This is a genomic window from Methanosarcina flavescens (assembly GCF_001304615.2).
In the GTDB taxonomy this organism is placed as follows: Archaea; Halobacteriota; Methanosarcinia; order Methanosarcinales; family Methanosarcinaceae; genus Methanosarcina; species Methanosarcina flavescens.
In genome coordinates this window covers 2,253,297-2,271,384 of record NZ_CP032683.1, presented here as the reverse complement: position 1 = coordinate 2,271,384, position 18,088 = coordinate 2,253,297, and the positions used below count along the sequence as shown (strand labels likewise).

The 18,088-nt window shown below is 43.0% G+C and carries 10 protein-coding genes; 4 read left to right on the top strand and 6 right to left on the bottom strand.

Going from position 1 to position 18,088, the window contains the following annotated elements; all coding sequences use genetic code 11:
• Positions 1 to 20: 20 nt before the first annotated feature.
• From pstA to AOB57_RS09960, 6 genes are all read right to left on the bottom strand, one after another.
• The gene (gene pstA, locus AOB57_RS09985; protein ID WP_193726263.1) at positions 21 to 878 is read right to left on the bottom strand and encodes a phosphate ABC transporter permease PstA; all 858 of its coding nucleotides are present in this window, start codon (positions 876 to 878) and stop codon (positions 21 to 23) included.
• A 2-nt stretch (positions 879 to 880) separates the two neighbouring features.
• Positions 881 to 1,771, bottom strand: coding sequence for a phosphate ABC transporter permease subunit PstC (pstC, locus tag AOB57_RS09980; RefSeq protein ID WP_054298434.1), 891 nt, complete (start codon positions 1,769 to 1,771; stop codon positions 881 to 883).
• A 31-nt stretch (positions 1,772 to 1,802) separates the two neighbouring features.
• Positions 1,803 to 2,696, bottom strand: coding sequence for a PstS family phosphate ABC transporter substrate-binding protein (locus tag AOB57_RS09975; protein WP_054298433.1), 894 nt, complete (start codon positions 2,694 to 2,696; stop codon positions 1,803 to 1,805).
• 409 nt (positions 2,697 to 3,105) lie between these two features.
• A complete protein-coding gene (locus AOB57_RS09970) occupies positions 3,106 to 5,904 on the bottom strand; it encodes a DNA-directed DNA polymerase (protein WP_054298432.1) in 2,799 nt (932 codons plus the stop codon).
• Positions 5,905 to 6,012: 108 nt separating this feature from the next.
• The gene (locus tag AOB57_RS09965) at positions 6,013 to 8,052 is read right to left on the bottom strand and encodes a putative cobaltochelatase (RefSeq protein WP_054298431.1); all 2,040 of its coding nucleotides are present in this window, start codon (positions 8,050 to 8,052) and stop codon (positions 6,013 to 6,015) included.
• Positions 8,053 to 8,071: 19 nt separating this feature from the next.
• Positions 8,072 to 9,832 (bottom strand): S-layer protein domain-containing protein, encoded by a 1,761-nt coding sequence (locus AOB57_RS09960; protein ID WP_054298430.1) that lies wholly within the window; start codon positions 9,830 to 9,832, stop codon positions 8,072 to 8,074.
• A 351-nt stretch (positions 9,833 to 10,183) separates the two neighbouring features.
• Between AOB57_RS09960 and AOB57_RS09955 the strand changes: the two genes are divergently transcribed.
• From AOB57_RS09955 to cobN, 4 genes are read left to right on the top strand one after another with little or no spacing between them, the layout of a single operon-like run.
• Entirely contained in the window at positions 10,184 to 10,765 is a 582-nt protein-coding gene (locus tag AOB57_RS09955; RefSeq protein ID WP_054298429.1) for a hypothetical protein, read from the top strand.
• Positions 10,766 to 10,818: 53 nt separating this feature from the next.
• Positions 10,819 to 12,357 carry a WD40 repeat domain-containing protein gene (locus tag AOB57_RS09950; RefSeq protein ID WP_054298443.1) on the top strand — a complete coding sequence of 513 codons (1,539 nt, stop codon included), beginning with the start codon at positions 10,819 to 10,821 and terminating at the stop codon, positions 12,355 to 12,357.
• Between the two features lie 4 nt (positions 12,358 to 12,361).
• Positions 12,362 to 14,080 carry a WD40 repeat domain-containing protein gene (locus AOB57_RS09945; RefSeq protein ID WP_054298428.1) on the top strand — a complete coding sequence of 573 codons (1,719 nt, stop codon included), beginning with the start codon at positions 12,362 to 12,364 and terminating at the stop codon, positions 14,078 to 14,080.
• A 9-nt stretch (positions 14,081 to 14,089) separates the two neighbouring features.
• Positions 14,090 to 18,076, top strand: coding sequence for a cobaltochelatase subunit CobN (cobN, locus tag AOB57_RS09940; protein ID WP_054298427.1), 3,987 nt, complete (start codon positions 14,090 to 14,092; stop codon positions 18,074 to 18,076).
• The last annotated feature ends 12 nt before the right edge of the window (positions 18,077 to 18,088 follow it).

The following is an 18,088-nucleotide window of genomic DNA, read 5'->3' as shown; positions in this document are numbered from 1 at the left end:
ATATTATAATGAAACTCTAATTAAATTTTCAGTTTATTTCTGTAATGCCTGCGAATCACAACGGCTACAAGGTTTATCCCCAGCACGATAATTAATAGAACCAGAGCTGTTCCGTACTGGATAGATCTGGTTTCTGAGATGTTTGTCCCGGCAGTTGCAAGCACGAAAAGGTGGTAAGGAAGCGCCATAAACTGAGAATAGATTGAATCAGGCATCCTTGGCAGAAAATAAGCAGCTCCTGTAAAAAGAATAGGTGCGGTTTCTCCTGCAACCCTTCCTATGCTCAACACCGACCCTGTAACAACTCCGGGTATGGCAGCTGGCAGTACTACATACCTTATTGTCTGCCATTTACTCACCCCAAGAGCAAGGGACGACTCCCGATATTCATTAGGAACTGCAAGCAAAGCTTCCTCAGAAGCACGGATAATTACCGGTAGAATCAGGAGTGCAAGCGTAAGAGAAGCCGAGAGTATGGAAGGACCAAAATCAAAATATTTCACAAACAGTGCAAGCCCGAAAAGCCCGAAGACCACCGAGGGAGTTCCTGCAAGGTTGTTGATTGCCATTTCGATTAACCAGGTGGTGCGGGATTCTCCTGCATATTCATTCAGGTATATAGCAGCCATAACTCCCAGAGGAAGAGCTACAAGCATGGAGCCTATTATCAGGGCTATGGTGCCTACAATTGCTGGAAAGATCCCACCCGCAGTCATCATTCTGTTAGGCATTTGTGTAAGGAACTCGATACTAATTGCCCCATACCCATTTAAGATAATATAAGCAAGGATAACCAGCACGAAACCTGTCACTATTAACGTAGCCAGAATTAACAGGGAAAAGGCAATTTTTTCATTTGTATTTGAGTTCAAACCCATGATCACCCCAACTTAAACTGGTATTTCTTTTTTATAGAATCCGCAACCAGATTAACCAGAAGAGTAATAATGAAAAGTACAGACCCAACAGCGAAGAGGGAATGGAAGTGATCACTTCCTTGAGGGACTTCCCCCATCTCAAGCGCTATTGTGGCGGTCATTGTTCTCACAGGATCAAGAAATCCTCCCGGAAAAGAAGGAATTATTGCAGCATTCCCGGTTACCATCAGAACAACCATTGTCTCTCCAATAGCCCTTCCCACACCAAGCATTACTGCTGCTGAGATTCCGGAAATAGCTGCAGGAATTATGACCTTATATATGGTCTGCCATCTTGTAGCCCCAAGTGCAAGCGAACCCTGCTTTAGAGTGCTGGGGACCGAACTTATTGCATCTTCTGATATGGTGACAATTGTGGGAAGCGCCATAATTCCCAGCATAATGGAGCCTGTAAGCGCAGTCTGACCAGTAGGCAAATTAAGAGTTTCCTGCATAAGAGGGACCAGCACAACAAGTCCGAAGAAGCCATAAACAACAGAAGGAATACCTGCCAGAATCTCAATAAAAGGCTTTAGAAAATCAGCAACTTTCGGGTGTGCAATCTCAGAGATATATATCGCAGAAGCAATTCCCAGAGGAACTGAAAATAAAATTGCTCCGAAAGTCACAAGAAGGGAGCCCAGAAATAGAGGCACCAGCCCGAATTGCTCGTTTACAGATGTTGGGTACCAGAATTTGCCTGTGAGAAAATTAAGAAGAGATGTTTCTTTAAAAAGAAGTAAACCATCCCTGAATAGAAATAAGCATATGAGAAAAAGGATTGCGACCGTAAGGGTGCTTATTATGAAAAGCACAGATTCAATCCCTTTTTCTCTATAATTCCTGCTAAGCATAATTTCTCCTGAAAATGTCCCTTTTCAGACTTTACCGATTTATCGGGAAGTATCCTACCTCACTTATCAGGTTCTGTCCCTTCTCGCTCATCACAAAATCAATAAATTCCTTTGTGAGTCCAGAAGGTTCTCCATTAGTGTAGAAATACAGAGGCCTTGAAAGTGGGTATGCGCCACTGATAATATTCTCAGGAGTTGGAGGCACAGAGCCGTTCCCTCCATCCAGGTTTAAGCCCTTTACGCTTTTATCAAGATACGCAACGCCTATGTATCCGACTGCATTAGGGTTTTGAGAGACCTCACCTATGATTACTCCTGTAGCCGGTTGTGTAAGCGCATCAGGGCGGAATTCATCCCCAAGCAGAACTTCTTCTTTGAAATACTCGTAAGTTCCGGAACTGCTATCTCTGGAGATGGCTACAATAGGTCTATCCTCACCGCCTACCTCCTTCCAGTTTGTTACGCTTCCGTTATAAATGCCGCGTAATTGACCAAAGGTAAGTTCAGAAACAGGATTTTGCGGGTTTACAATTACTGAGATTCCATCATAAGCAATAGCATGTTCTACAGGGTTGATTCCGTTTACTCTGGCATATTCTACTTCTTCGTTTCTCATCTCTCTGGATGCAGTAGCGATATCCACCTCACCGTCAATAAGCGCTGTAATTCCAACACCGGATCCGCCGCCGGTCACTGTCACACTTTTACCGGGGTTTTCATTCATGAATTCTTCAGCTTCAGCCTGTGCAAGAGGCAAAACCGTATCGGAGCCTTTCAGAGAAATTTCCTGTGATCCCGCTCTCCCTGAGGATGTTTCCTTCGCAGAATCTTTACTGCTTTCGTTTCCAATACAGCCAGCTCCTAGAAAAACAAATCCGAGCACAAATAATGTAAAGATTATGTAACTTTTTAATCTGTTTACCATTTTGGGGTACTCCACCTGGAAGTGATGAGTCAGTAATTTAAATCTAACTAACCTGGTACCATTACAATTCACAATAAAAGAGAGAAATATATAAAGATTCGCCTTATATGTTATAGAGAGGTATATACAGCTCAGAAATATAGAATAAAGTTGTGTAATATATGTGTACAATATAAAATATAGACAAAAGGAAAAAATTGCGTGAAGAAACTGCGGCATAAAAATCCAGTGACAGGCAGGAAACAGGTTAAAACCTTAGAAGGAACTCTCAAAGAATTCAAAGTCTGAGAAAGCTGGGAACGGAGGTAAAAAATTAAGGATCGTGCCAAATGTTTAGATAATTAAAATATAAATGATCAGGAAAGTTCAAGCTATTTTTAAAAAACTAGGAACAGGAAATGTAGCAGGCTCAAAAATCGAAAAGGGAGCTCTGTTCTGCACGCCCATTCTCCTTAAATAAATTTTGCTCCTTAGGCTTCTCATTATTTTCCTTTTTGGGACGAGGCTTTTCCTGCTTCTTTACTTCAGGTTTCTTAGCTTCAAAGTCAAATAGTCCTTTTTGCTTGGAATCAAAGTCAAGTGAAGAAAGCTTAACCCCGAAAACTTCCAGGATACGTTCTACAGGGGGGAGTATCTGTTTCTTAATATAGTAATCGACATCTATCGGGATATTGTGTTCCCTGACATAGTCCGGGTCTTCAGCCCTATCTACAAATAGCCCTTTTCCGGCAGTAATGACAAAAGGTATCCTGGTTCCTATCGAAGGCATGACACCGGTCCGTTCCTTCAGCTTCTCCGCGACTGTAAGGTGAGGCTGCTTGTTCTTGTAACTCTCCGATTTCCGGGTAAGGGTGCGTGTGAGAATAAGGCTTTCGATAATCTCGGAGTCTTTTGCAGGGTCAAGGTTCCTGACATTGTTAACCACCTTGCGGACATGCTCTACAGCCCGGTCGACATTACCTTCTATAAGCACAAGCTCAAGAACCCTGTTGAGGGTTACCGAGGTCAGTTCGCACCAGTCTCTTCGGACTGTTTCCATGCCTTTGACCTTAATCTTATCTTCCCAACCAGAGTTCCTGGGTTCAAAGAGCCAGAGAGCATAGCGTTTCTTTGCTATAAGGAGAGCACGTTTCGCAATGGATTCAAACTCAAGCTCCATTGGGTCAGGCAGGGAAGCAGAAACGATATCTGAAAGCCTGTTACCTACAAGGCTAACCTCCTCAAGCGAGAGATCCATTGTGGATTGACAGTGGACAAAAACACTATCCGTATCTCCGTAGGCAACCGACAACTCAACTACCTTATCATGAGGAGAGAGTTCTCCAGCTTCGTCAAGGAGTAGAGCTGCTCCACTCCTGAGCACGATTTTTCTTATAGTGTTGTTGATAATTTCCCGGGTGTTCAGGATATTGCTTCTGCCGAAACTGGTTACAGCGTTTGCAAGCGTCAAGTTGTAGAGCCTTGCCCGGGCATATCCGGAATAACCGTAAAAGCTATTTAGTAGAATTTTTACGGCGAGTTGAGTAGCATCAAGTACTCGATACTCGTTTTCATCAGAAGTACTTCTCATTCTTTGCTTTGTCAGCGATCTCTGGTTAAGCAGATCCTCAAGGATAGAAGGCACGATGCCTTTGTAAACGTCAGGAGGCACGAACTCCCCTCCTGATGGAGGTTTGATAGTTGCCCCATCAGGTGTGTCACCTGTAACTACTGTACTATAACACAGGTTATGCGCCATCATTATAGTTGGGTAAAGGGACTTGTAGTCAAGAAGAAGCACATTTTCCAGAAGTCCTTTTTTGGGTTCCAGGACTTCTCCGCCTTTAAGGTCGGAACTCATTTCATAACGCTCAGCCGAAACCCCATCATCGGGTTTGGGGAGGAGAACACGGTCGCGGAGCCCGAACTCTCTGAGAAGCAGGGTCTCAACCATCGAAGTCTGACCGCCATCAACGATTTCCTGAAGCAGGCTTCCGCTTACCTGGGCAAGAGCTATATACTTGTCAAGGAGCCTCAAATTAAGGATAAGTTCGAGAGCCAGTTCGGCATCCCTGCGTGCATAATCGACGAATTTTCTGAATTTTTCCCCTGTATCAAACCAGTATTCTTCCATCTCAAGAGGGGGTACGTCCAGCTTTTCACGGTTCAAAAGTTCCTTTGAGACCGCACGCAGGGTGTATTGCTTGAGACTGAAAGCTCTTCTTACAAGAGGAAGCGCATCAACAACCACGCGGCCTTTCATTTCAGTACGGGTGAGAAGCCCGAATCGCCTGTAGCTTATTTTGCTGCCATCTCTGCCGACAACAGGATTTATTGCTTTCCCCTGTGCAACCAGAGCCCGGACTCTGTCCGTTATGTAAGGAATATCGAAATCCTGATGGTTATAGCCTGCTACAATATCAGGGTCGTATTCGCAGAAGATTTCGAAAAATCGATTTAGCATCTCAGTTTCGTCTTTGCAGGGAAGAACATCAGAATTTATGCCTTCCGCAGGTCTTGCCAGAAGCACAAGCGTTTTATGCCCTCTGTATTCTGGCTCGAAGGAGAAACTGATCATAACTATAGGTGAAACATCCGGGGAAGGCATTCCACCATCAAGAGGCAGACACTCTATGTCAAAAGAAAGATACTTCAGAGGGGCAATTGTAAAGTTTTCAACCTTTTTAAACCCGGATGCAAGGATTGAAGAATCACATGCGAAATTTTCGCAGCGGGAGCTGCCTGAGGTGCTTCTACGGAAATATTTTACAGGGTCAATCGGGTCTCCTTCTGCGGATAACCAGACCATACCTCCAAGGTTCTTATCGATTAAAAAACGATTTCTGAAGAGAATGTCAGTTTCATAGACTTCCCATTTGCCCTCAGCCCGCATCACTTCCTGGAGCTTGAGGATATCGCCCCTTATCTCGGGCACGTCTCTGGGAAGGTGGGTGGTGACTCTGAGCATCTCTTTTTTTGTTTTCTGATACCCAATGGGCTCGAATTTTTCAACAATCTCGACTTTTTTAACTTGAGCAAAAGTATCTTTGATAAGCCTGGCTACGGCGTGAAGGTCTCCAGAAGCCTTGAGATAAAAATAAGGCTCAAAATCAGGTACAAAACAGCAAACGCTCTTCCCGTCCGCCCCTCTGCCAAAGAGGCGGATGACGGGGTTGCTGTCATTAATAACTTCATAATCTGCATCCAAGATCTGGAAATCCATAGGCATGGTTTACGGTTTTAGATAGACATATAGCTTTTGTTGTATTTTGAAAAAAAACAGATATATTATCTTCGAGGAAGCCTGTAGAATCAAAGAGTACAGGCAGGAAGACCTTCAAATTGAAAAGCTGCCTGAGGGAAATGAAAACTCGAATGGGGCTGAAGCCCGAACAGCTTCAACTATGGAATCTGTCTTTAAGTCCTCAAGTGCAAGATATCGGGCTCCAAGAGAATTGGAAATTTCCCTGGCAAGCCCGAACTTAATCATGCTGCTTTCTGTATCAATAACTGCCGATTGTATACATTCCTCTCTGAACATGGAAGCTATTTTTTTTGTTTCCTGGAGGGGTGGCTCCCCATACATACTGACATTTGCCTTCCCGTCAGAAATAAGAACCATAAACGGACAGGTATCTGGATCGCGGCGGAGTTCTGCCTTTATGGTTTCATAGCCTTTCATTAACCCATGAGGAAGAGGAGTCTTTCCTCCGGTCGGAAGTTTCTCCAGATATTTTTGTGCTATTTCCACACTGGAGGTTGGCGGCAGTATCAGCTCTGCCCCTGCCCCTTTAAAAGCAATAAGTCCAACTTTGTCACGTTTCTGGTAAGCATCCATCAGCATTGAAAGAACTGCACCTTTGGAGGCTACCATCCGCTGCTGAGCCCCCATGGAACCGCTGGCATCTACCACAAAAAGAACAAGGTTACCGATCTTTTTCTCTCTGACCTTCTTTCTGAAATCGGAATCATGAATTATTATGGAATTACCGTTTTTTCCCCGCGTAAACTGATAAGGAGCGGCTGCCCTCAAAGTGGCATCAAAAGCAAGATCTGTGGTTTTTCCCTTGGGAATTTTGCTCTTTATATACTTGCCCTGTTTGGATTTCGTCAAAGTTTTGCTGCGTCGACCAGATCCTTTTCGCTTATTTCTACGAAAATCGGGTGACAATTGTTTTATTTGATAACTTTCTCCTGTTGCAAAAATTGTTTCTGAGGAAGCATCAGGTTGTTCTCCGGCAACATCCTGCGTGGAATCGGACTTCTGCTCTTCGGGCTGAGTATGTGCTTTCTCTGAATGTTCTTTATGTTCTTTTTTTTTCTGTTCGTTTTTCTTTTGCTTTTCCCTCTGTTTTTCGATACTCTCATTCAATTTATCCTGCTTTTCGGAAGGGTTATCAAAAGGTTTTCTGCGCATACGATGTGGGAGGACTAATTCCGCAGCCTCTTTCACATCCTCTTCAAGCACCTCAGTCCTCCCATTGAAAGCTGCAAGCGTAATTGAGGTTTTCATCATCGTAATATCCGCTCTATGTCCGTCTACCCCCATATCGACACAGATCTGACTGACCAGTTCAAGCATGCTGTCCGAGATCTTCACATCAGAAAGCAATTTCTGCGCCAGAAGAATCTGTACACGGAGTTCAGACTCTGCAGCCTGCCAGCTTGCTGCAAAAGTCTCAGGGTCAGCCTCATAGCTAAGTCTGTACTTGATGAGTTCCACTCTTTGGGCTACATCCCTGATTCCCTTTATATCTACGCATAAACCGAAACGATCAAGCAACTGAGGTCGAAGTTCCCCTTCTTCAGGGTTCATGGTGCCTACAAGCACAAAACTCGCAGGGTGAGAATAGGAGATCCCTTCTCTTTCAATAGTATTTACTCCCATTGCTGCAGAGTCAAGGAGCACATCTACAAGATGATCATCCAGAAGATTAATTTCATCTACATACAGAATACCCCTGTGTGCATAAGCAAGTACCCCGGGTTCAAAGCGTTTTTCCCCTTTCTTGATTGCATGCTCGATATCAAGAGTTCCTACAACCCGGTCTTCGGTAGCGCTTACAGGCAGATCAATAACTTTCATTTTCTCAAAAGAAATATTAAGAGTTCTTGATTTAACTTTTTCAAGGCATTCCTCACACATTGTGCTTATATCATGGGGATTGCAGTGGAATTTACAGCCTTGAACTACCTCGATTTCAGGAAGGAGATTGGCTAGAGCTCTGACTGCCGTTGATTTAGCAGTACCTTTTTCACCTCTAATCAGAACTCCTCCTACTTTTGGATTAATAGCGTTCAGGATAAGAGCTTTCTTCATTTTTTCCTGCCCGACTATTGCAGTAAAAGGGTAGACAGTAAAGTTATGGTTTCTCATGATTTAACCTCAACATCTTTCAGTTTCCGATAAGGTATTCTTCAAGGCTCATAACCGGAATAGACCGCTGGGTGGTTGTAGGAAGAACAGAATCCACCTTTTCCACCTTATTCATGAAGGGGAAAAAGGTAACACTGAGTTTTCCTCCTGTCGTCTTTTCAAAGGAGCCAAGATGGATTTCTTCTGTGACTTTGAGGTCCGAGCCAAAATTAAGAGTATTTTTATTTTCAAGCCGGATATTAGGATAAGTTTCAACGACCGTAAGTGAGCCGAATGTTTCCCCGACATTTATTTCAAGAGGGCTTTCAGAAAAGTGTAGAGGATATTTCAGGCTTACACATGAGTTTCCGCTTCCTTCCAGGACATTATCCACATATACGGAAAATAGGGGGATTTCAACACCATTTACATTTTTTCTATACAAGAGAGTATGTGTACCAATATCAGCCGAATTTCCTGGAGAGATTATGCTTGAGTAAACCGCAACATTATTTCTCAAAACTGTCAGGTAGACTCTATCCGACTTTATATCATCTACTCTCAGGGTATACCCTTCTCCAAGATCCCATTCTTCACCGGAATAGAGACGTCTGTCATTATCATCATCCATAAGGATATTTACAATTCCCTGATTGTCTCCAAGATATGCATACTTCTCCCCATCCCATCCAAGCACAGAATATCCGCCATTATAAGCATTTTCTCCATAATCCTTCATCTCTGGATTTTTGTATGGAACCCTGACAGGTGAAGATTCATAAACCAGACCACCTTCCGGGATCCAGTCTATTTCGTCATCAAGGTTGAGTTCAAGTCTTTCAGTACTGAAATCGTTTTCAAGATCATAATAAAGCATACCAAAAGAGTCGGCTGTCCATACACAGGAATCCGGAGAAGAATCCGAGCGGTTTACAGTTAAAGAGGCTCCTTTTATCTTATATGAGTTAATAACATCTTTAGTCATATTGTAAGAACATGCCTTATAGACATTATCAGCCACTCTGAAATCAATCAAATTTTCAAGAATTGTTACGTAATCTCCGGGGTTCATCCTTATAGGCACTCTATTTTTCAGTTCTATTTTATCATCTGTAACCTCTGTGACCTCAAAATTGCCATACTGGTCCCCAACTTTGATTTCAATAGGTGCAGTCGAATACTGGTTTACGCTTACAAGACTTACAACCGGATCCTTACTGTTGAAAACCCTGTCTAGAGTTCCTTCAAGAATCACATACTTATTCCCGTTTATTGTGGCTGTAAAATTAAATTTTGAGCCCTCATCAACGGATTTGCTGGTAACGGGGAGAAAGTCTTTCTGGAGTTCAAGAAGAGCAGATTCATCGTTTATCCCGAGCAGTACCAGTCTATAGCCGTTCCCAAGATCGTAATCATTCCCCTGTTGGAGATCCCGGCTTCCATAGCTAACCAGATTTTCCGTGATCAATCCATCTTCAAAGACTTTATATTTTTTTCCAAAAAAGCCAGTGGAGCCGGAAATGACTTTTGAAGTATACGTTGCATTTCCGGTCTCAATAAGCCCGTCTTCGGAGAAATAAAGCTCCAGCGACTCGTAATATGTGCCGGTAGACGTTGAATAGTAAAATCCTGGACAGTTTTCTCCATTGAGGATTACATACTCTCCGGCTGAAATATTTATGAGAGGACCTCGCTGGTCAATGGCACTTTTCGCCGGATCGATAGCAACTAAAGCTATTGAAATAAAAAAAATAATATAAAAATTAATAAATTTTTTGAATTTATTGTTACTATTATCCATAAAAATGAGAAATATTGTAGCAATATATAACAATTGCGCTTTTTTATTTTGATGAAAGGATTATATTGTTAAAAGAAACCTTAAAATCGAGAATAGTGTAGAGTAAATAAGATTATTCAGGATAAAATACAGTAGAAAAACAATTAATATCTCGTTATCAATGTAATGGAATATGAAAGAATACATTATAAAGAATTATTTTTACACATGAAAATAGAAAGTGGAATATTTATTATCAAATAAAAACTTGCTCAGAAATAGTAGTCATAAATATTATTTATTTAATACTATATGTGATCATTAAAGTATATTTTCGAAATATTTATTAATTATATGATTTATGTGTCAATTATGGTTTCCAGGAAGACCATAATATTTGGAATTATCATCATCAGCTTTGCAGGCTTGATATTTTACTCTCAAATTATGCCCGAGAAAAAATCCCTGTACCAGGAAAATTTTGAGGATTGCAGCTTTGAAGGGGAGCTTCTAAGATGCAAAGACGGGGTACTGTATCTAAATACAACGGATCCAGAACAGACAGGGGAAGGGGTGTGGAGTAAAAATGTGAGCATTTCTCCAGGAAAAATTTCCTGGAACTGGGAAGGGCAGGATCTGGATAGGTTCAGTCTCTGGTTAAAAATAACATTCAATGATCACAGGTCCATTTACTATGTTGCAGCAGGGAGCATGAATCCGCAGTCCGAAGGTGAATATTATCGGGATAAGGAAAACAGAAGGCGTTTTTCCCCATCGATCATAGTCTCAGGAATTCCAATGGGTACAGTTGAAAGAGATCTCATTGAAGATTATAAGAAATATTGCGGTCCCGCTGAAAATATAAAAATTGAAAAAATGAGTGCAGGTTTTGGAGACAATAGTACACAGCATCAGAATATTTTGAGTATCTCAGATCTCAAGATATATGGATAATGATAAAAGGCAATCAAAGGAGCCTCAAGATGAGCCTGAAAAGGAGTTTGAAAATGAAAAAGGGTAGTATTGTGCTGATAATTATACTTTCATTTATTTTTCTGGTCTGTTCAGGATGTGTATCTTCACATATCACAGCCTCTGATGAAGAGGGGAATAACAGTAGTGAAGAAATCTCAAAAAATGAAAAGATTCTAACAGACAATAGTGAGAGTGGTCAGGCAAGCAATCCCCTGAGCCATGAAAATATAATTTCTTCTGAGAAAGTTTCTCCTTACCTTTACTGGGAGTATGAACTTGGAGATATAAAGCCGGAAAATCTCAGTGAAGGAAGATCGAATATCCAGGACTGTGTAGCATATTCCCAGAACGGAAAGTATTTAGCTGTCGGGACAGGGAAAAACCTGACAGTTGTTGATGTGCCAGGCAAAAATCCGCTATGGAATAAGACCTTAAATGGAAACATTTCAGACATTTCGTTCTCGAAAGACGGTAAGTATCTCCTTGTAGGAGAAAGGAGTGCTGACGGATACATTTATTCCATGGATGCAGGCACAGGGGTTGAAATTCACAGCTATAGAAGCGCCGACGATCTGGGGACCAGTGAGAACCCAAAATATCAGCCTTCTATATACAAAATAACGGCTGCTGATGATGCCGTATACATCGCAGCAGGTAGATACTGGAAAGAACCTGGTTACGGGCTGGTCTCAAGAGTGTACAGGTTCAGCTCAGATGGTACACTTTCCTGGAAACTGCCGGCAAATGAAAATTATGCTCGGAGTGTAAACTGGATTGATTCAAGCCAGGATGGAAAAAATGTGGTTTTTTCAACCGGGGACTGGACAAATTCCCTTGAACTTGATGCCGTCGTCTACTCTGTAGATGAAACCGGAAACCTCCGCTGGAAATACGAAATTCCGCCTCTTAAACCTTATTTTGTTTCTACAGCTATCTGGCACGGACTTGATATTTCAGATGATGGTTCCGTAATAACTGTATATACATGGGACGGAAGAAAGTACCTGTTTTATGATTCAAAAATTAAAAAACCGGGAAATGGGAAATCCGAATGGTACTCCAAAGAATTGCAATCCAATGTGACAACTCCAGAAGAACTGGAAGGAAGTGTCATATATGCTTACGGAGAAGACGCTAAAATCGTGTCTGAAAACGAAATAGTTTACCTTACCGGAGTCACTCTTCCTGTATATTATCCCAGAAATGTCCCTATGGCACACCCCCTTGAAAATTCTCTAGTATCATGTGATGTGGAGACGGGAGAAATCTCCTGGAGCTATAATCTAGGAGGGCGTTGTGCAGGGATTTTCTGCTCTCCTGATATGAGATACCTCGTCCTGCCAGTAGGAAAAGATACGTCATCAGGAAACACTCAGGTTCACGGAATCCATGTATTCGATTTCCAGAAGCCCGGAAATGGGAATTCAAAACTGCTCTGGAAATTCAATACAGAAGGAGTGGTTGCGAGTGCTGCGGTCTCTTCAGACTGTACTATAGCAGCAGTCGAAATCCCCGTGCAGCTTGAAAATGGGGATATAACCGGAAAACACAGGTTAATAATTGTCAGGTGAGAGAATGAAATGGAAATCTTTGATAGTCCTTCTTATTGTGATTTTGATGGCTTCGGGATGTGCTGAAAAAAGCCAGGAATCCAATAACAATACATTGATTGAAAGTTCGGATTCAGGGATGCAGGAAACGCGGGAAATAAGCAGTTCTGCAGAAGGAGTCCCTATAGACTCTATAGTTTTCTCAAGGGCTGGAGCTCTGCTTACCCTGCAAAGTGTGACAGAAATATCGGAAATACGGGTTTACTCTGGTGAAGAACAGATAACTTCTCAGAAAGTTGGAGAAACGGAAGACAATATCTTTGCCTCCTTTGATTGGAATCCCAAATCCCAGTACAGGTTTGAAGTGATAACAGGCTCAGGGGAGTCCAGCACTATTGAAGCATATGCCCCCTCAAAACCTGCCCTGAAAGAGGAATATACCATAGAACTCGAAGATGTAACTCCCGGAAACATTGAAAAAACCAATGCAAATATTAGAGGTGTAACGAAATTCTCACCAAACAGCAAGTATCTCGCAATCGGGACCCATGGAGGTTCTCTGAAACTCATTGAAGTTGCAACAGGTGAAAAGCTATGGGAAAAGCAGCTCGTTGAAGGGATAGCGGATGCAAGAATTGCAGACATAGAGTTTTCAAAAGATGGAAAACGCCTTTTTGTGGGTGAAGAAAGTCCGGATGCTTTCCTGTATTGTTTCGATGTTAACGGCGCCGAAATCTGGAAATTTGGTGCAGGCACGGATCTGGGTTCAGACCTCAAATATATGCCTGCCACGAAAAAGATAAAACTTGATTCGGAAGGGAATATCTATGTTGCTGCCAGCAGGGCATGTGGCTATATCGGTGAGAAATACAAGTATCTGGCAAGAATCTATTCCTTTGATTCCGAAGGCAATATGCGCTGGAAATTCCCAGAATCCGAACTCATGGACTCTGGGGTTGCATGGATTGATGCCACTCCTGATGGAAAATACGCTGTTTTTGGCACTACCAGTTTTACAAAGGCAGATAAATGGAAAGAGGGCACTGTCCATGTTCTGAACGGAAACACAGGACAAGAGCACTGGAACTACCATATCCAGCCACTTGAACCATTTTTCGATTATTCGGCAATCTGGTACAGCACGCAGATTACTCCTGACGGAGAAAAGCTGATAACAATGACAAGTGACGGCAGGGCCTTTTTGTTCAATAACTCCGAGATCATCGAGACCGGAACCCCAGAAATTGCATGGGAGAAGAACATTTCAACTCCGATAATTGTGAGCGGTGTGCCCATTTATGGCAGTGCGAACTATGCCTACATAGTCAATGATACCCTGATCTTTTCAATTGGCAGCACTTTCTCCAAAGATAAAAACAAGGATGCTCCATTTGAACACCCCAGCGGGAACACTATCTTTGCCTATGATTATGACGGCAACCTTCTCTGGAAATGGAGAGTGGATGGATACGCCGGAGAATGTGCACTGAACGACCGTTACCTTGTGATCCCTCTCGCCCAGAACCTGGTAACTGAGGATAGAAGTGGACACGGAGTGTATGTTTTTGACGTATCAGAGAGAGGAGGAGCAAGTTCCAGGCTCATTCAGACTTACAACACAGAAGGCATCACTGTATCTGCTGATATCTCGCCTGATGGCAGGTATATTGCAGCCCTGGAAGCTCCTTCAAGGCTTGAAGACGGCACAGTTCTCGGAGAATATAAAGTGCATATCCTTACCTGAGGGTGAAATATGAAAATCGTTTCTGTAACGTGGAATTCATATATTCCTACCCTTTTAAAGGCAGCAGAAGAGCTTGGAATAGAGCTTGAAGCTTACTACTCAAAAATCCTGGAGGAAAATCCCGAAGAAACTGAAAATGTGCTCGCTGCGTGTGAGAACGCTGATGCTATCTTCATTTATCACATAGCCAATCCCTTCTGGGAAGATTTCTATAAAAAGCTTGAACCATTAAAATCAAGGATACCCATAATCTGTGTTGGCAGCAACCCCTCAAGCTTCACTCTTTCTTCAGTAAAACTCGAAATTGCAGCCACATGTTTTTCATATATTATCTACGGAGGGAAGGAAAACTTCAGCAATATGCTAAGATACCTTTTACAAGAGGTTTTTGGCGCTGAAATAGAAGCAAAGCCTCCGAAAAAAATTCCCTGGGATGGACTCTATCATCCTGATGCCGGAGAAATTTTCTCAGATACTCAGGAGTACCTTAAATGGTACGGACCCCTTCAAGAAAAAACGATTGGGCTACTGATCTCCAGGACTTCGTGGGTAAATAACGAACTTGAGATTGAGAAGGCTCTAATAAGTAGTTTTGAAAATCTGGGTTTATCCGTTATCCCTGTTTTTGCATACTCTCTGAAAGATGAAGAACTTGGAAGCAGGAGTATGGAAGAGGTCATCGAAGCCTACTTTATGAAAGACGGAAAGCCCATCATAGATTGCCTTGTAAAACTTTCACCATTCTTCATTGCCAGCAGCAAAGCGAAAGAGAGGGAAGCCTCATGTGCAGCAAAAGGCGTAGAGTTACTGAAAAAACTTGATGTGCCTGTTTTCCAGCCTGTAATTTCACACTATATGACCATAGAGCAGTGGAAAGAGTCGCAGGGTTTAAGCACCGAGATCGGCTGGAGTGTTGCTTTACCTGAGTTTGAAGGCGTAATTGAGCCAATTGTAATAGGCGCAGGCAAAGTGGAAGAAAATTACATGGGCCATTTCCCTATTGAGGAACGCTGCTCAAAACTTGCATCCAGGGTTCTGAAATGGATAACCCTCAAGAAAAAACCTGTTGGCGAGAGAAAAGTTGCTTTTATCCTTCACAACAAGCCGTGTTCGGGGGTTGAAGCATCGGTAGGAGGGGCTGCTAACCTTGATTCCCTTGAAAGCCTGGCAAGAATCCTCAACCGGATGCAGGAGGCTGGTTATAATGTAAACCCTCCCCTTAACGGCAAGGAGCTTATAGACACTATCCTGAGCAAAAAAGCAATTTCCGAGTTCAGATGGACTCCCATTAACGAGATTGTAAAGAACGGCGGAGCTCTCGCTTTTGTGGAAAAAGAAGAATACGAGAAGTTCTTCAACACCTTGAGCCCCCATGTCAGGCAGAGGGTAATTGAGAGCTGGGGAAACCCTCCGGGAGAAGAGATAAACGGCATTCCTGCTGCAATGGTCTACGAAAATAAAATCGTAGTTACTGGAATACAGTATGGAAATGCTGTGGTCTGTGTACAGCCAAAAAGAGGATGTGCAGGCGCCAGATGTGACGGAAAAGTATGCAAGATCCTTCACGATCCTGAAGTTCCCCCAACCCACCAGTACATTGCGGCATACAGGTATCTTGAGAATACTTTTGGAGCCGATGTGCTTGTGCATGTGGGAACCCACGGCAATCTTGAGTTCCTGCCAGGAAAAGGGGTTGGGCTTTCAGAAGACTGCTACCCTGATATAGGGATCGGAACAATACCCCATCTTTATATTTACAACTCTGACAACCCTCCTGAAGGTACAATCGCCAAACGCCGAAGCCTTGCCTGTCTTGTTGATCATATGCAAACAGTCATGACCGCAGGAGGGCTTTATGGAAGCCTTGATGAGCTTGACAGGCTGTTAGGGGAATACGAGCAAGTAAAACACGATAAAGGCAGGACGCACGCTTTAAAACATCTGATACTTGACGAGATTAAGAAATCGAACCTTGACTCAGAGATAAAAGCTGTCCATGAGACTCCTTTTGAAGAAATTGTAAGAAGGGCACATGAAGCCCTCGGAAGGATAAGGAACAGCCAGATACACCACGGAATGCATATCTTCGGGCAGATCCCTGAAGGCGAGAAAAAAGTTGAGTTCATAAACTCGATTTTAAGGTATGATGACCAGGAAAGTGTGGGAAATAAGGTTTCTATCCGCAGACTGATTGCAGAAATCCTGGGGCTCGACCTTGACGAACTGATATCTGACCAGGGCCGGATTTCAGAAAATGGAAAGTCAAATGGGCAGAGAATTGAGGAGATTGATTCCCTTTCAAAAGACTTTATCAGGATATTCATAAATAACCCGGAAAAAGAGCCGTCCTTAATAATAAGAGAGATTCTTGCAGCAAAAAGCTTCATGGAACAGACAGTTACAGAACATATTTTTAAAGAACGATTTTTAATAGAACAGATTCTGGCAGATAGGGATTTCATAGGGAATAACACTGCAGAAGAAAACTTTACAGAACCTGGTATCATAGAACCGGTTTTCAAAGAACAGAATTTTTCGAGCATAAATTCGGTATTTTCTCAGGACGCTGCTGCAATCTGTGAAAGGATTCTTGATCTTGAATCCAGAATTGATGCCTCTCTGGAAATAGAGTCACTTCTCCACGGCTTTGAAGGGGGATATATCCCTCCAGGTCCATCCGGGCTTATCATGCGCGGAAAAGACGACGTACTGCCTACAGGCAGGAACTTCTATTCTCTTGATCCCAAAAAGGTTCCGACAAAAGCCGCCTGGAGAGTTGGGCAACAGCTTTCGGAGGTACTGATCAATAAACATCTAAGAGACGAGAACCGTTACCCTGAGAATGTAGGCTTTTACTGGATGGCAAACGATATCATGTGGGCTGATGGAGAGGGTATGGCACAGATAATGAGCCTGCTCGGGGTTGAACCTGTCTGGCTCAGCAACGGGAACCTGAAAGGGTTCAATGTTATTCCACTTAAAAAACTGGGCAGACCCAGGATTGATGTTACTGTTAGGGTTTCAGGAATCCTCAGGGACAACTTCCCGAACTGCCTGGAGATTATAGATGAAGCTATCCAAGCTGTAGCCTCTCTTAATGAACCTGAGGAAATGAACTATCCGAGAAAACACAGCCTAAGGATGATTGAAGAAGGAGCAGATTCCAGGGAAGCTACCTTACGGATTTTTTCAAGCAAACCCGGAACCTATTCGGCAGGGGTGCAGCTCGCTGTTTATGCAAGTGCCTGGAAAGACGAGAAAGACCTTGCAGACATCTTCCTTTACTGGAATGGCTATGCTTACGGAAAAGATGTAAAAGGAAAAGAGGCTCACATGCAGCTTGCTTCCAGCCTGAAGACTGTTGATGCCACCTTTAACAAAGTGGTCAGTGACGAGTATGACTTACTTGGCTGCTGCTGTTATTTCGGGACTCATGGAGGGCTCACGGCTGCTGCAAAACAGGCCTCGGGAAAAGAAGTAAGGGTCTATTTCGGAGATACGAGAGAGCCCCAGCATGTTGAAGTCCGGGACATGGCAGATGAAATACGCAGGGTGGTACGGAGCCGACTCCTAAACCCGAAATGGATCGAAGGCATGAAACAGCATGGGTATAAAGGTGCACAGGATATCTCTAAAAGAGTTGGAAGAGTCTACGGCTGGGAGGCTTCCACGCAGGAAGTGGACGACTGGATCTTTGATGATATCACAAAAACATTCGTCCTCGACGAAGAAATGCGCAGGTTCTTTGAAGAGAACAATCCCTATGCCCTTGAAGAGATGGCACGCCGACTCCTTGAGGCGCAGTCAAGAGGACTCTGGAACCCCGATCCTGAACTTCTGGAAAAGCTGAAAAACTCTTACCTTGAAATAGAGAGCTGGATGGAAGAGCTGGCAGGAGAAGGAGAGTTTCAGGGTGGATCTGTGAATATCGTGAGCTTTGAAGATGTTCCTGACTGGGATAAGAAAATGCAGGAAATCAGAAAAATCCTCAAATAAAAAAGGTTGCGG